Genomic DNA, 15553 nt, shown 5'->3' on the forward strand with positions numbered 1-15553 from the left:
TGTTGTCTGATGGACAACGCAGCGAGATCGGCTAAGCTTGCCTGCATGTGCCCTGAGTTTCGGGGTAATTAATGAAACATGGAGGAACGACCGTGAAGTTCAAAATAATGGCCCTGGCGGCATTAGTCGGATTCAGCGCACTATCGGTACAGGCAAATGAGTTGCCAAATGGACCGCACATCGTGACTTCCGGAACGGCAAGCGTGGATGCGACACCAGACATCGCCACTCTGGCGATTGAAGTGAACGTTGCTGCAAAGGATGCGGCTTCAGCGAAGAAGCAGGCCGATGAACGCGTGGCGCAATATCTCTCCTTCCTTGAACAGAACCAGATAGCGAAGAAAGACATTAGCGCTGCAAACCTGCGTACCCAGCCGGACTACGACTACCAGAACGGCAAAAGCATCCTCAAAGGCTATCGTGCGGTGCGTACCGTTGAAGTCACGCTGCGTCAGCTGGACAAACTCAATGCGCTGCTTGATGGCGCACTGAAGGCCGGTCTGAATGAGATTCGTTCGGTATCGCTCGGTGTTGCCCAACCGGATGCTTATAAAGACAAGGCGCGTAAAGCAGCAATTGATGATGCTATTCATCAGGCTGAACAACTGGCAGCGGGCTTTAACAGTAAACTGGGTCCCGTTTACAGCGTACGCTATCACGTATCCAATTATCAACCGAGCCCGATGGTACGGATGATGAAAGCGGATGCAGCGCCTGCGACATCCGCTCAGGAAACCTATGAACAGCCGGTTATTCAGTTTGACGATCAGGTTGATGTCGTCTTCCAGATTGAGCCGACGGCGGGGCAGCCAACAGCAACGCCAGCCAAAACCCAGTAATCGTTCCAGACCCGGCTTTCCAGCCGGGTTTTTTATGTGACCAACTGTAAAAATGAGACCTCACATCCGGTCTTTTTTTTCGCCGTAATGAGGATAGGCCATAGCGATTTTTAAGGGGACGCTATGGATATTTTTATCTCGAAAAAGATGCGTAATTTCATTCTGCTGGCGCAAACCAATAACATCGCCAGAGCGGCAGAAAAAATACATATGACCGCATCGCCATTCGGTAAAAGCATTGCTGCACTGGAAGATCAAATCGGCTATACGCTGTTTACCCGCAAAGATAACAACATCAGTCTGAATAAAGCGGGACAGGAGCTGTATCAGAAGCTGTTTCCCGTTTATCAGCGCCTCTCTGCCATTGATAACGAAATCCATAACGCCTCTCGCCGTTCGCGGGAAATCGTCATCGGCATCGACAATACCTACCCAACGATTATTTTTGACCAGTTGATAAGCCTTGGTGATAAGTACCATGGTGTGACGGCCCAGGCCGTGGAGTTCAGTGAGAATGGGGTGATTGATAACCTGTTCGATCGCAAACTCGATTTTATCATCTCGCCGCAGCACGTTTCCCCCCGCGTCCAGGAGCTGGAAAATCTGGCGATCGATGAACTCCCTCCGCTGCGTCTGGGTTTTCTCGTTTCCCGGCGCTACGAAGAAAAACAGCCGCAGGATCTGCTGCGCGAGTTGCCCTGGCTGCAAATGCGCTTCCAGAATCGCGCCAACTTTGAGGCGATGCTGGATGCCTACATGCGACCCTGTGGGATTAACCCGACGATTATTTACCGTCCATACAGCTTTATGGCCAAGATTAGCGCGGTGGAGCGCGGGCAGTTTTTGACGGTGATCCCTCATTTCGCCTGGCGGCTGGTGAATCCGTCGACGCTAAAGTATTTCGACGCGCCCGGTAGCCCCATGTATATGCAAGAATTTCTCTATTCGCTGAAAAATCATCGCTATACCGCCACCATGCTCGAGCATATTGCTGAGGATCGTGACGGTACGGCAAGTTAACCAAGCATTGAACCTGTTTCGAGCAGGTTGCGATGCAGATCGAAAGCATGGCTGAGATCGTGATGGATATGCCCGCCGGGCGCTTTCTCCAGATAGCGGTGCAGGTAATCCCGGTAAAGAGGGTGCGCACAGTTATCGATAATCGTGTGCGCCCGCTGCATCGGAGATAACCCACGCAGATCGGCAATCCCTTGTTCGGTCACGATCACTTTAACGCTATGTTCGCTGTGATCGACATGGCTGCACATCGGTACGATGGTGGAGATTTTCCCGCCTTTGGCAATCGACGGCGCCATAAAGATAGACAGGTAGGCGTTGCGCTCGAAATCCCCGCTGCCGCCGATGCCGTTCATCAGGTTCACGCCCGCAACGTGCGTGGAATTGGCATGGCCGTAGATATCAAATTCCAGGCCCACGTTGAGCGCGATAACCCCCAGCCGTCGAATGATTTCTGGGTTATTGGAGATCTCCTGCGGGCGCAGCACAATACGGCTGGCGAAGAAGTCCATGTTGTCGTAAATCTTCTGTAGCGAGGGGGCTGAAATGGTCAGGCTGGAGGCGCTGGCGCCGGTTATCTTGCCCGTTTCCAGCAGATGCACCACCGACTCCTGCAACACCTCCGAATACATCATAAAGGGCGGGATATCCGGGTTTTCCCCCAGCCGCGCCATCACCGCGTTGTTGATATTGCCCACGCCGCTTTGTAAGGGTAGAAACTCAGCTGGAATGCGTTTGTGCGCCATTTCTGCCAACAGGAAAGTGACGACGTTATCGGCAATTTGTTGGCTGACCGGATTGGTTTTATCCGCCGTATTTCCTGCATCGGGTAGGTCGGTATCCACTATCGCGACCACTTTCTGCGGGTCTATCTGCACGCACTGACTGCCCACGCGATCCATGGTATGAAATATGGGTACGCTGTTACGCCGCGGCGGTGCGCCGGGTATCACGATGTCGGCAAACTCCGCCACGCGAGGATTATGGTAATGATTCAGTTCAATGATCACTTTTTTCGCCCGCAGAAGCCAGGTGGGCGCATTACCAATACCGCTGGAAAGCCAAATCCGTCCATCTGGCGCAATGGCGGAAGCTTCAATGACGGCAACATCGATCTCGCCAAAAAAGCCGTAATTAACCATCTGCGCAACCTCGCTCAAATGGAGATCGACAAACCTCACCTGGCCCTGATTAATTTTCTCGCGCAGGCCCGATGAGGTTTGATAAGGCGCGCGCCAGGAAACGGCATCCGCCGCGGATAGGACATCATCAGCAGCAGCGCCAATTGATGCTCCGGTCAGCAGGCGGATCTGAAAAGGCTGCCCGAGCTGATGCTGTTCGCATGCGCGTTGGGCAATTGCGCTGGGTAACGCTTTTGGCGAACCTGCGGGGGTAAAGCCGCTGAATGCCACCATATCATCGTGCTGGATAATTTCTGCCGCCTGTTCGGCGCTCATCCGTTTCATGGCCGTCTCCTTTCTCGGACGTGATTAATGGCCGACAAAATTGGGTTTACGTTTTTCCATAAACGCGTTCATCCCTTCCTGATAATCCTCGCTGTCGTACACCGCGCGGCGCATGCCCTGAATACGCTCGAACTCATCGGAATTCATGGTGTGCGCTTCACCCAGCACGCGCAGTTCTTCTTTGATGACGGCGATTGCCAGCGGCGCTTTTTCCGAGATGTGGTGCGCCATTTGCAGGGTGAAATCTTCCAGTTCCTCGACAGGTACGACATGGTTGAGGATCCCGACCGCCATGGCGCGTTGAGCGGTGATGGGCGAGGCGGTAAAAATCAGTTCTTTAACGATGTGAAAACCAGCGTCGCGGGTCAGATTGTGGATGCCCACAAGGTTATACGGCACGCCGAGGTTGACCGGGGTCATTGAGAAGGTGGATGTGCTGGCTGCGATGATCAGATCGGAACTCATGATCATCTCAAACGCGCCGCCCCAGACGCTGCCTTCGACCATGGAGATCACCGGCTTCGGGTATTTTTGGATCATACGGGTTATCTGACGCAGCGGATCGTCATAGGAGAGCGGATCGCGACGTCCGGTGGGGAGCTCATGAATATCATGCCCGGCAGAGAACACTTTGGCCCCGCTCGGAGCGCGTAGAATGATGCAGCGAATGTCCGCACGATTGAGGTCGCTCAGCGCCTGCATCAGATCGTCAATAAACACTTTGCTCAGGGCATTGAGCTTGCGCGCGTAGTTGAACTCAATAACCGCGACTTTCTGGATGATGACCACGTTGACGTATTGATAAGACATAATGTTCTCTTTATTGAAAGTAATGATGCTGGATAAATTCGCTGATATGCCGCAGACCGGTGCGCGGCGAAAGATCATTGTTTTTGACAGCCTGCAGCGTCTGCTGGAAATAACGGTCGAAATCAGCCCGGGCAAACAGCAGATGCAGCGCTTCTTCTTCAGCCTGCTGATGTAACCAGTCCACCGCCTGCTGCTGGCGAACTTTTTCCAGTCGACCGCTGGCGGTCAGGCATGTTTTAAAGTCGGTTATCGCCTGCCAGATTTCCTCAATGCCGCGTTTTTCCAGGGCGCTACAGGTCAGAACTCGCGGCTGCCACTCGTCATATTTACGGCGCAAAATGTGCAGGGCGGATTCGTACATATGGCGGGCGATCGCAACGCTGGTATGGTTCTCTCCGTCGTCTTTATTGATGACGACCAGATCCGCCATTTCCATCAGGCCTTTTTTGATACCCTGTAAATCGTCGCCACCGCCAGCGATTTGCAGTGAGATAAAGCAATCCACCATACCTGCGACTTCGGTTTCTGACTGTCCAACGCCGACGGTCTCTACAATCACCACGTCAAAGCCAGCTGCTTCGCACAGCAGCATTAATTCGCGTGCGCGCTGGCTGGCGCCGCCTAAATGACCGCTGGAGGGGACCGGGCGAATAAACGCAGATTCTGCGCGGGCAAGCTCCGTCATGCGGGTCTTATCACCAAGAATGCTGCCGCCGCTGACCGGGCTGCTGGGATCGACGGCGATCACCGCCACCCGTAATCCGTGGCGGATGAGCAGCATACCGAATGCTTCCAGGAACGTACTTTTACCCGCGCCCGGCGTGCCGGTGATCCCTAAGCGCAGGGCGTTACCGGTGAACGGCATAATCGCGTCCAGCAATTGCGTACTTAACGGCTGGTGGCGCGGGTGGTTGCTTTCGACCAGCGTCATTGCCTGGGCGAGTGTGGCTCTTTCACCGAGTCGCAAGCGGCGGACGGTATCCTCAAGCGTGGCGGCGTTAATCATGATGTTGACTGATACGGGTCAACACATCGCGGACGCTGTCGAGCATTGGCGTGCCGGGGCCATAAATGGCTGCTACACCATGCTCGTGCAGGAAGGCGTAATCCTGTGGCGGAATAACGCCTCCTGCTACCACACAGATATCTTCACGCCCCCATTTTTTGAGTGCGGTAACCAACTCCGGGATCAGCGTTTTATGGCCTGCCGCCAGTGACGATGCGCCTATTACATGCACATCGTTTTCTACCGCCAGACGGGCGATCTCTTCTGGTGTGGAGAACATCGGGCTGAGATCGACATCGAAGCCGAGATCGGAGTAGGCGCTGGCGATCACCTTCGCGCCGCGATCGTGGCCGTCCTGGCCCATCTTGGCGATCAGAATGCGCGGGCGACGGCCATTTTCCGCGAGGAAGCGTTCGGTTTGCGCAACGATAGCGTCAAACTCATCGGCGGATTTATCAGACTGGTGATAGCTTTGCGCAATCACGCCAGTAACGCACTGGCTGGGAACCAGATATCGGTCAAAGGCGACTTCCAGCGCGTCGGAGATTTCACCGAGCGTGGCGCGAACGCGGGCGGCGTTGACGGCGGCAGCCAGCAGGTTTTCATTATGCTGCGCGGCGTGGGTCAGCGCGGATAGTGCGGTTTTAACGGCATCGTTGTCGCGGGTGGCGCGGATATGCTGCAGCGAAGCAATTTGCTCATTACGCACCTTCACGTTGTCGATCTCCAGTACCGACGTCTCGTCTTCTTTATCCAGCTTGTACTTGTTCACGCCAACAATAACGCGCTTACCCTGGTCGATCAGCGACTGTTCGCGCGCGGAAGCTTCCTCGATCATCCGTTTAGGGAGCCCGGCTTCGATCGCTTTCGCCATGCCACCTGCCTCGTCAATCTGCTTGATGATCGTACGCGCCTGCTTGACGATTTGATCGGTGAGTGACTCGACGTAATACGATCCGGCCAGCGGATCGACGGTGCGGCAGATCTCTGATTCTTCCTGAATGATGATTTGCGTATTACGCGCAATACGGGCGGAGAAATCGGTGGGCAAACCGAGCGCTTCATCAAAGGCGTTGGTATGCAGCGACTGGGTGCCGCCGAGCGTAGCGCCGAGCGCTTCAATGGTGGTACGTACCACGTTGTTGTAAGGATCCTGCTCGGTCAGACTCCAGCCGGAGGTCTGGCAGTGGGTACGCAGAGCGAGAGATTTTGGGTTCGTCGCGCCAAAACTGCTGACCGCTTCGCTCCACAAATATCGCGCCGCGCGCAGCATGGCGACGTTCATAAACAGATCCATGCCGATGCCGAAGAAGAACGACAGGCGCGGGGCGAAGTCATCTATTTTCAGTCCGGCGGAAAGTGCGGCTTTGATGTATTCAATACCGTCTGCCAGCGTAAAGGCCACCTGCTGCACGCAGTTTGCCCCGGCTTCACCCATGTGATAGCCGCTGATGCTGATGGTGTTAAAGCGCGGCATGTTGCCGGAGCACCAGGCGATGATGTCGGCGATAATGCGCATAGACGGTTTTGGTGGATAAATGTAGGTGTTGCGACACAGGTACTCTTTCAGAATATCGTTCTGAATGGTCCCGGTGAGTTGTTCCGGCGTTACGCCTTGTTCTTCTGCAGCGACGATATAAAACGCCAGTACCGGCAGCACCGCGCCGTTCATGGTCATCGATACCGACATCTTATCCAGCGGGATCTGGTCGAACAGTACCTTCATATCTTCGACGGTATCGATCGCCACGCCGGCTTTACCGACGTCTCCCGACACGCGTGGGTTGTCTGAGTCATAGCCACGATGGGTGGCAAGGTCAAAGGCGACGGAAAGCCCTTTTTGCCCGGCGGCGAGGTTGCGGCGGTAAAAGGCGTTGGACTCTTTGGCGGTAGAAAAACCGGCGTACTGACGAATGGTCCACGGCTGTGCGGTATACATGGTGGCGCGTGGGCCGCGCACGTAAGGCGGCAGGCCGGGAAGGGTGCCCGTGACTTCCAGATTATCGAGGTCTGCTTCAGTGTACAGCGGCTTGATGGCAATCCCTTCCGCTGTCTGTCTTTCCAGCGACTCGACGGTTTTTTCCCGTCGGCTGAGTTCTTTATTGGCGAGTGTTTGCCACTCCTGCACGTTTGCCATTTTTTGCTCCGTATTACGCAATAAGTTGAATCTTTGCGAATACGGTGTGCTTTTTCATTTGGCTTGTCGCCAGCAAAAAATAGCCAACAGGACGTCGTTTTTTGCCGCGCGGCGTGTTTTATTTTGTGATGTATTTCAAAGACGTGGCGGGAATAGCATGAAAAGAGGGTATAAGGCTTGTAGGCCGGATAAGGCGTTACGCCGCCATCCGGCACTCAGGAGGAATAAACGGTTTAATCCTGACGCAGCACGTTGTGGCCATAGGCCAGCAGCGCATCAGTGACGTTGCGCATCATGCGGCTTTCCGGCGCAAAGCGATGCCAGTACAGCATCCGGCGCTGGAACAGGCCCGGTGTTAAGTCGATAAGTTCGCCGCTTGCCAGCTCTTTCTCAATCTGTAAGTGTGGGATCATGCAGCAGGTGGTTCCCTGACGTGCCAGTTGAACGAAGGCTTCAGACGAGTTAACGATATGGCATGGTACGCTGCCTGGCGGCAGGTCGAAATTTTGTTGCAGGAACGCCTGGTGCATATCATCAAGATGGTCAAACGCTACCGCCGGGGCTTTCAGCAGGGCAGAGCGGGTGACGCCGTTAGGGAAATAACGCTCGGCGAAAGGTTTTGATCCAACAAACAGATAGTCCAGTGCGCCAAGTTTATCCACCAGACAGCTTGGCAGTGCCTGATGCTGAATACTCACCGCACCGACCACTTCACCACGACGCAGACGTTCCTGGGTGCGCGTTTCATCCTCAACCTGCAGGTTCAGGCGAATCGGTGAATTTGCCAGTACCGGGGCCAGCGCCGGAAGTAACCAGGTTGCCAGACTGTCGGCGTTCACCGCCAGCGAGAGCAGCAGCGGCGTTGAGCCGGTTTGTTCATCGCCCAGCCACTCGTCTTCCAGCAGTTCAACCTGACGCAAAAGCGCCAGCAGTTTCTGCCCTTGCTCGGTTGGGCGTGGTGGTACGGTACGCACCAGCAACGGTTGTCCGAACATATTCTCAAGCTGTTTTATGCGCTGTGAAACGGCGGATTGCGTGATGCACAGCTTTTGCGCCGCGCGCTCAAATCCTCGTTCACGAATAACCGCATCCAGTGCTTGTAGTGTTCTGTAGTCCGGACGTTTCATTGCTTTGACGCACTCCTGAAATTTTTGCTTGTTCTGCACTATGACACAATTTTTGATTGGGTAAAGACGAAATCCGCCGCTTGCGAGCGGGTGTGGGGACATTTTTCTGCGCAATGTTCTATAATGCGCGTGAATTTTCCCACCACAGGCGAAACGATCATGACGCAGGATGAACTGAAAAAAGCAGTAGGATGGGCGGCACTTAAGTATGTACAGCCCGGTACCATTGTGGGCGTAGGTACAGGTTCAACAGCCGCACACTTTATTGATGCGCTGGGCACAATGAAAGGTCAGATTGAAGGTGCGGTATCCAGTTCGGACGCCTCGACCGAAAAACTCAAAAGCCTTGGCATCCACGTGTTCGACCTTAACGAAGTTGACAGCCTCGACGTATACGTTGACGGCGCGGATGAAATTAACGGCCACATGCAGATGATCAAGGGCGGCGGCGCAGCGTTGACCCGTGAAAAAATCATTGCTTCCGTAGCGAAGAAATTTATCTGTATCGCGGATGCGTCTAAAGAAGTCGATATTCTCGGCAACTTCCCGCTGCCGGTTGAAGTGATCCCAATGGCGCGCAGCGCTGTGGCTCGCCAGTTGGTGAAGCTGGGCGGTCGTCCTGAATACCGTCAGGGCGTCGTGACGGACAACGGCAACGTGATCCTCGATGTATACGGTCTGGAGATCCTCGACGCCATCGCGCTGGAAAATGCCATCAACGGGATTCCGGGTGTGGTAACCGTCGGTCTGTTTGCCAACCGTGGTGCGGATGTCGCGCTGATCGGTACGCCAGATGGCGTGAAAACTATCGTAAAATGATCTGACGGGAGCGTCTTCTCCCGTTAAAAAAATTTTGGCAGGGCAAATTTGGTGACTTGTGTCACGTTTATAATATTGTCCTGCCGATCTCTCCAAAGAAAAAGTTATCGCCAGTATTTTCCTCTGACATTTCTCGTTGAATGACATTTCTTCAGCACGGCGACGCAAACGTTCATATTGCCGCAATATTATTTTTTGATATGTTGAAGAGACGGATGAAAATCCCACACACAACACATCAGTTTGAACAAAAAAGACAGGGTCGGGGAAATGGCAAAGGTATCACTGGAGAAAGATAAGATTAAATTTCTGCTGGTTGAAGGCGTACACCAAAAAGCGCTCGAAAGCCTTCGTGCAGCAGGTTATACCAACATCGAGTTTCACAAAGGCGCTCTGGACACTGAGCAACTGAAAGAGTCCATCCGTGATGCCCACTTCATTGGCCTGCGATCCCGTACCCATCTGACGGAAGATGTGATTGACGCCGCAGAGAAACTGGTCGCGATTGGCTGCTTCTGCATTGGCACCAACCAGGTTGATCTGTCCGCTGCGGCAAAACGCGGGATCCCCGTGTTCAACGCACCATTCTCTAACACGCGTTCCGTTGCGGAACTGGTGATTGGCGAACTGCTACTACTGCTACGCGGCGTACCCGAAGCAAACGCCAAAGCACACCGCGGCGTGTGGAATAAACTGGCTACCGGCTCGTTTGAAGCGCGTGGCAAAAAACTGGGGATCATCGGCTACGGCCACATTGGTACTCAGTTGGGCATTCTGGCGGAATCGCTGGGGATGCATGTCTATTTCTATGATATTGAAAATAAACTCCCGCTTGGCAACGCCACCCAGGTTCAGCATCTTTCCGACCTGCTCAATATGAGCGACGTGGTGAGCCTGCACGTACCGGAAAACGCCTCCACCAAAAATATGATGGGCGCGCATGAGATTGCGCTGATGAAACCAGGCGCACTGCTGATCAACGCCGCACGCGGTACGGTTGTCGATATTCCTGCGCTGTGTGATGCGCTGGCAACAAAACATCTGGCGGGAGCGGCCATCGACGTCTTCCCAACGGAACCTGCTTCTAACAGCGATCCGTTCACCTCGCCGCTGTGTGATTTCGACAACGTGATCCTGACGCCGCATATCGGTGGGTCCACGCTGGAAGCACAGGAAAACATCGGTCTGGAAGTGGCTGGGAAACTGACCAAGTATTCCGACAACGGCTCTACGCTGTCTGCGGTTAACTTCCCGGAAGTTTCGCTGCCGCTGCACGGTGGTCGTCGTCTGATGCACATTCACGAAAACCGTCCGGGCGTTTTGACCGCGCTGAACCAGATTTTTGCCGAGCAGGGCGTCAACATTGCCGCACAGTATCTGCAGACTTCCGCACAGGTAGGTTACGTGGTTATCGATATTGAAGCGGATGAAGATGTGGCGGAGAAAGCGCTGCTGGCGATGAAGGCCCTTCCGGGAACCATTCGCGCGCGTCTGCTGTACTGATTTCCTCTATATGGGCAGGCGGTTGACCTGCCCATCTTTCCTCTGATTTCCCGGCCTCAAAATTTCTTTCTGTAACGCATACATTCTGTTTTCGAGCCTTGCCGCAATTGGCAACTAAAGGCAGTGCTGCGTGTTGTACAGCACTAAAAGAAATTTACGATAGGGGCTCAGCATAGTGCTGAAACGGGAAAGCCCCTACCGAAGCAGGGGCTCTAAAAAGGAAAGGGACGATGATGAGATACGTCATCATGCTGCTGATCCTGTTAATCATCGCTACGCCAGCATATTAACAGAGAGTACGCAGGAGGGAGGTTCGCCTCCCTCACCCTTCACCGAGGAATTTAGGTCAAAAAAACGGCGCTGTCAATCGGCAAAAAACGGCTACCACTCCCAAATTTTGGATGGCGTCACCACCGCAGGCAGTGGGATATCCCACTCTTCGACAGGCAATTTTTCCACTCGCTGACAATCGTGCGCGTAGCCCACGGGTTGGATCTTATGCTGTTGCCAGTTTTGCAACGTGCGGTCATAAAATCCGCCGCCCATGCCCAGCCGTTGCCCATCTTCGTCAAACGCCACTAACGGCGTAATCAGTACATCCAGCTGTGACAGCGGCAATACGTCGCGGACATCAAGTCGTGGTTCCTGAATCTTTAAGCGATTGGTGACCAGGTCGCTGTGCGGATGATAGTGCAGGAACAGCAGGTTGCCAGGGCTAAAGGGATGAAGAACCGGAAGATAGACGCGCTTACCCGCTCGCCACAGCTGTTCGATCAACGGTTGGGTGTCGAGTTCGCCATCAAACGAGAGGAATACCGCCACGGTATGAGCGAGTACAACAGGGGGATAACTGAGCATTCGGTTCGCGGCTTGCTGACCAAATTGTTGTTGCTGATCGCTGGTAAGCGCACGACGACGCTGACGAATCAGTTGACGGATTTCTTGTCGGGATAAAGGGAGTTCAGAAAGTAATGTCATGGCTGTTGCCAGGTAGAAGGGAATCTCCGAGATGCCGCCGCAGGCTGTAACCCTTGAACCCTTGGTTCAAGGTGAATGTGTCGTCACAGTTTTAAGGCTTCTCGGACGGGCCGAGCATGCTCACCAACCATGGAGCGCCACATTCTTGTGGTATGAAATATCGGCTCAGGGGACTGGCCCGCTTGCAAACATCTCAGAGAAATTTTGTCTTCACGGTCACTCTACCACAGTAAACCGAAAAGTGTTATTCAAAGTTTTGGCCCGTTTTTTCGGTTATGCGACCCTGATCAAGCAACGCCTGTTCGATGGTCTGTTGTAGCATCCGAATACGTTGTTCCATGCTCGCCGCGTACTCACGCGTCTTCGCTTTTTCCTGAGTTAATTCATAGCTGATGTTCAACGCGGCGATGAAAACCAACTGCTCAGTATTTGTGACTCTAGTGCGAACTTTCAGATCTTGCAATCGCTGATTGAGATCGTCCGCAGCCTGATTCAACGCATCCCTTTGTTCAGGCGGGCAATTCACTCGCAGTGAACGGCCAAATATTTGGATATCGACGGGTTGTGCAGACATGCCACCTTCCTGCTGATTGACTGCGCTGCCTTCGTCTCCAGACCTTGGGTCCGCGAAGGGGCGACACTATAGCTACCCTGGTATCAAGATACAAGCCCTTTTCTGGTCCACCAGGGTCCAAAGTGGTAGCATACCATGAATATTCCTCCCTTTGATGACGAATGCTTATGTCTATACAGAACGAAATGCCTGGCTACAACGAAGTTAGCCAGTTTTTGAACCAACAAGGGGCTGGATTAACCCCGGCCGAAATGCACGGCTTAATCAGCGGGATGATTTGCGGCGGCAACAACGACAGCTCATGGCAGCCGCTGCTGCACGACCTGACGAACGAAGGTCTGGCCTTCGGCCACGAGCTGGCTCAGGCACTGCTGAAAATGCACTCTGCTACCAGCGATGCCCTTGAGGACGACGGCTTCCTTTTTCAGCTTTATCTGCCAGAAGGCGATGACGTCAGCGTGTTCGATCGCGCCGATGCGCTGGCGGGGTGGGTAAACCACTTTTTGCTGGGGCTTGGCGTGACGCAGCCGAAGCTCGACAAAGTGACCGGTGAAACCGGGGAAGCGATTGACGACTTGCGCAATATCGCCCAGTTGGGATATGACGAAGACGAAGATCAGGAAGAGCTGGAAATGTCGCTCGAAGAGATAATTGAATACGTGCGCGTTGCCGCTTTGCTGTGTCATGACACGTTTACGCGTCAGCAGCCGACCGCGCCGGAAGTCCGTAAACCGACTCTGCACTAAGAACGAAACGCAAAGGAGAGTGTGATGAGCGAGATATCTCAGCAAGAATTCCAGCGTCGTCGCCAGGCATTCCTGGCACAAATGCAGCCTGGCAGCGCCGCGCTGATTTTTGCCGCGCCTGAAGCGACGCGTAGCGCGGACAGTGAATACCCGTACCGCCAAAGCAGTGATTTCTGGTACTTCACCGGTTTTAACGAACCTGAAGCCGTGCTGGTGCTGATTAAAAGTGATGACACTCATAACCACAGCGTTTTGTTCAACCGGGTTCGCGATCTGACGGCGGAGATCTGGTTTGGCCGCCGTCTGGGCCAGGATGCCGCGCCGGAAAAACTCGGCGTTGATCGGGCGCTGGCCTTCAGTGAAATCAACCAACAATTGCACCTGTTGCTCAATGGCCTGGACGCGGTGTATCACGCGCAGGGCGAGTATGCCTGGGCGGATGAGATTGTGTGCACGGCGCTGGATAAACTGCGTAAAGGCGCCAGACAAAATCTGCACGCGCCCGCCGCGATTATCGACTGGCGCCCAATGGTGCATGAAATGCGCCTGTTCAAATCAGCGGAAGAAATTGCGGTCATGCGCCGTGCCGGAGAGATCACTGCGCTGGCGCATACCCGCGCGATGGAAAAATGTCGTCCGGGAATGTTTGAATACCAGCTGGAAGGTGAGATTCACCACGAATTTACCCGCCATGGTGCGCGTTATCCGTCCTATAACACGATTGTCGGCAGCGGTGAAAACGGCTGTATCCTGCATTACACCGAAAATGAAAGTGAAATGCGCGATGGCGATTTGGTGCTGATTGATGCTGGCTGTGAATACAAAGGCTATGCGGGCGACATTACGCGTACCTTCCCGGTAAACGGTAAATTTACCCCGGCACAGCGTGAAATTTACGACATTGTGCTGGAATCCTTAGAAACCAGCCTGCGTCTGTATCGTCCCGGAACGTCCATCCAGGACGTCACCGGAGAGGTGGTGCGCATCATGATTACGGGTCTGGTGAAGCTTGGCATTCTGCACGGCGAGGTCGACCAGCTAATTACCGAAAATGCGCACCGCCCATTCTTTATGCATGGTCTTAGCCACTGGCTGGGGCTGGATGTGCATGACGTCGGCGTTTACGGTCAGGACCGTTCACGCATTCTTGAGCCAGGAATGGTACTCACCGTCGAGCCGGGGCTGTATATCGCGCCGGACGCCGATGTACCGCCTGCTTATCGCGGTATTGGCATTCGTATTGAAGATGACATCCTCATCACCGAAGACGGCAATGAAAACCTGACCGCCAGCGTGGTGAAGAGAGCGGATGACATTGAAGCCTTAATGGCCGCGGCTCGACTGCAATGAGCGTGATTATCGTCGGTGGTGGTATGGTTGGCGCGACGCTGGCGCTGGCTATTTCTCAGCTCAGCCATGGGACTCTGCCGGTTCATCTTATAGAAGCGAGCGAACCTGAAACTGACCGCCATCCTGGGTTTGACGCCCGGGCGATCGCGCTGGCGGCAGGGACCTGCCAACAGCTGGCGCGAATTGGCGTATGGCAAGCGATTGCCGATTGCGCAACGGCAATCAAAACGGTTCACGTCAGCGATCGCGGCCATGCCGGATTTGTGACGCTGGATGCGCAGGAATACCGTATTCCAGCGCTGGGCCAGGTGGTAGAACTGCACGATGTCGGGCTGCGTCTGTTTGCGCTGCTGCGTAAAGCGCCGGGCGTCACGCTGCATTGTCCCGATCGCGTAGCCAGCGTGGCGCGTACGCAGGAACATGTTGAGGTCACGCTGGAGAATGGCGAGGTTATTACCGGTCGCGTGGTGGTCGCCGCTGACGGTACACGTTCCGCGCTGGCTACCGCCTGCGGCGTTGACTGGCAGCAGCAGCCCTATGAACAACTGGCAGTAATTGCCAACGTCACGACTTCTGTTGCGCATGACGGGCGGGCGTTTGAACGCTTCACGCAATATGGTCCGCTGGCAATGTTGCCGATGTCTGATGGCCGCTGTTCGCTGGTGTGGTGCCATCCGCTGGAACGGCGTGATGAGTTAATGGCCTGGTCCGACGAACGGTTTTGCCGTGAACTGCAAACCGCGTTTGGCTGGCGGCTGGGGCGTATTACTCAGGCAGGTAAACGCAACGCCTATCCGCTTTCGTTAACTTCGGCGCAAAAAGCGATTACCCATCGTACCGTGCTGGTTGGGAACGCAGCCCAGACGCTGCATCCTATTGCCGGACAAGGTTTTAACCTTGGTCTGCGTGACGTAATGAGCCTGGCTGAGACGTTGACGCAGGCGCAAAACAACGCGGAAGATATCGGTGATTATGCGGTGCTGGCACGCTATCAGCAGCGTCGCGAACGCGATCGCGAGACGACGATTGGTGTGACCAACAATTTAGTGTATTTGTTTGCCAATCGCTGGGCTCCGCTGGTTGTTGGGCGCAACGTCGGGCTGATGGCGATGGAATTATTCACACCCGCGCGCGATGCGTTGGCGGAGCGGACCCTGGGTTGGGTCGCGCGATAAATATGG

Annotated in this window: 14 protein-coding genes and 1 other RNA gene; 7 read left to right on the top strand and 8 right to left on the bottom strand. The window is 54.4% G+C overall.

Translation table 11 applies throughout. The features are described from left to right. The first annotated feature begins 92 nt into the window (after positions 1–92). A complete protein-coding gene (locus WHR59_RS04020) occupies positions 93–839 on the top strand; it encodes an oxidative stress defense protein (RefSeq protein WP_043017525.1) in 747 nt (248 codons plus the stop codon). A 123-nt stretch (positions 840–962) separates the two neighbouring features. Next, positions 963–1859 (top strand): LysR family transcriptional regulator SrsR, encoded by an 897-nt coding sequence (gene srsR, locus WHR59_RS04025; RefSeq protein ID WP_075145656.1) that lies wholly within the window; start codon positions 963–965, stop codon positions 1857–1859. On the opposite strand, the gene WHR59_RS04030 is transcribed toward srsR, so the two are convergent. From WHR59_RS04030 to argP, 5 genes are all read right to left on the bottom strand, one after another. Continuing rightward, positions 1856–3322 (bottom strand): acetyl-CoA hydrolase/transferase family protein, encoded by a 1467-nt coding sequence (locus WHR59_RS04030; protein ID WP_043017523.1) that lies wholly within the window; start codon positions 3320–3322, stop codon positions 1856–1858. The two genes, srsR and WHR59_RS04030, sit on opposite strands and share 4 nt — an antisense overlap. Positions 3323–3346: 24 nt before the next feature. Next, positions 3347–4132, bottom strand: coding sequence for a methylmalonyl-CoA decarboxylase (gene scpB, locus WHR59_RS04035; RefSeq protein ID WP_008785757.1), 786 nt, complete (start codon positions 4130–4132; stop codon positions 3347–3349). Between the two features lie 10 nt (positions 4133–4142). Further along, positions 4143–5138 carry a methylmalonyl Co-A mutase-associated GTPase MeaB gene (gene meaB, locus WHR59_RS04040; RefSeq protein WP_043017522.1) on the bottom strand — a complete coding sequence of 332 codons (996 nt, stop codon included), beginning with the start codon at positions 5136–5138 and terminating at the stop codon, positions 4143–4145. Beyond that, entirely contained in the window at positions 5131–7275 is a 2145-nt protein-coding gene (scpA, locus tag WHR59_RS04045; RefSeq protein WP_047408885.1) for a methylmalonyl-CoA mutase, read from the bottom strand. The genes meaB and scpA overlap by 8 nt, the downstream gene beginning before the upstream one ends. Positions 7276–7508: 233 nt before the next feature. After that, positions 7509–8402: a DNA-binding transcriptional regulator ArgP gene (gene argP, locus WHR59_RS04050; RefSeq protein WP_043017520.1), complete on the bottom strand. Its 894-nt coding sequence runs from the start codon at positions 8400–8402 to the stop codon at positions 7509–7511. A 159-nt stretch (positions 8403–8561) separates the two neighbouring features. Between argP and rpiA the strand changes: the two genes are divergently transcribed. Next, positions 8562–9221 carry a ribose-5-phosphate isomerase RpiA gene (gene rpiA, locus WHR59_RS04055; protein ID WP_047408891.1) on the top strand — a complete coding sequence of 220 codons (660 nt, stop codon included), beginning with the start codon at positions 8562–8564 and terminating at the stop codon, positions 9219–9221. A gap of 270 nt (positions 9222–9491) precedes the next feature. Continuing rightward, entirely contained in the window at positions 9492–10724 is a 1233-nt protein-coding gene (gene serA, locus WHR59_RS04060; RefSeq protein WP_075145657.1) for a phosphoglycerate dehydrogenase, read from the top strand. A 381-nt stretch (positions 10725–11105) separates the two neighbouring features. Here serA and WHR59_RS04065 read toward each other — a convergent pair whose 3' ends face one another. The 3 genes from WHR59_RS04065 to zapA all read right to left on the bottom strand — a co-directional run bounded on the left by WHR59_RS04065 (position 11106) and on the right by zapA (position 12276). Then, positions 11106–11702, bottom strand: a complete 597-nt coding sequence (locus WHR59_RS04065; protein ID WP_075145658.1) for a 5-formyltetrahydrofolate cyclo-ligase — start codon at positions 11700–11702, stop codon at positions 11106–11108. A 19-nt stretch (positions 11703–11721) separates the two neighbouring features. After that, positions 11722–11905: non-coding RNA, 6S RNA (gene ssrS, locus WHR59_RS04070), on the bottom strand. 41 nt (positions 11906–11946) lie between these two features. Further along, on the bottom strand, positions 11947–12276 hold the full coding sequence (gene zapA, locus WHR59_RS04075) for a cell division protein ZapA (RefSeq protein WP_003026980.1): 330 nt from the start codon (positions 12274–12276) through the stop codon (positions 11947–11949). Positions 12277–12443: 167 nt separating this feature from the next. Between zapA and WHR59_RS04080 the strand changes: the two genes are divergently transcribed. Genes WHR59_RS04080 through ubiH form a run of 3 tightly spaced genes read left to right on the top strand, consistent with a single transcriptional unit; the run spans position 12444 to position 15547 of the window. Beyond that, positions 12444–13022, top strand: a complete 579-nt coding sequence (locus tag WHR59_RS04080) for a YecA family protein (protein WP_003026978.1) — start codon at positions 12444–12446, stop codon at positions 13020–13022. 24 nt (positions 13023–13046) lie between these two features. Then, complete coding sequence (gene pepP / locus WHR59_RS04085; RefSeq protein ID WP_338843617.1) at positions 13047–14372, top strand: Xaa-Pro aminopeptidase; 1326 nt, start codon at positions 13047–13049, stop codon at positions 14370–14372. Then, positions 14369–15547 carry a 2-octaprenyl-6-methoxyphenyl hydroxylase gene (gene ubiH, locus WHR59_RS04090; protein WP_075145660.1) on the top strand — a complete coding sequence of 393 codons (1179 nt, stop codon included), beginning with the start codon at positions 14369–14371 and terminating at the stop codon, positions 15545–15547. Before pepP ends, ubiH begins: the two co-directional genes overlap by 4 nt. Positions 15548–15553 lie beyond the last annotated feature (6 nt).

The sequence above is a fragment of the Citrobacter europaeus genome (genome assembly GCF_037482245.1).
Taxonomy (GTDB): Bacteria; Pseudomonadota; Gammaproteobacteria; order Enterobacterales; family Enterobacteriaceae; genus Citrobacter; species Citrobacter europaeus.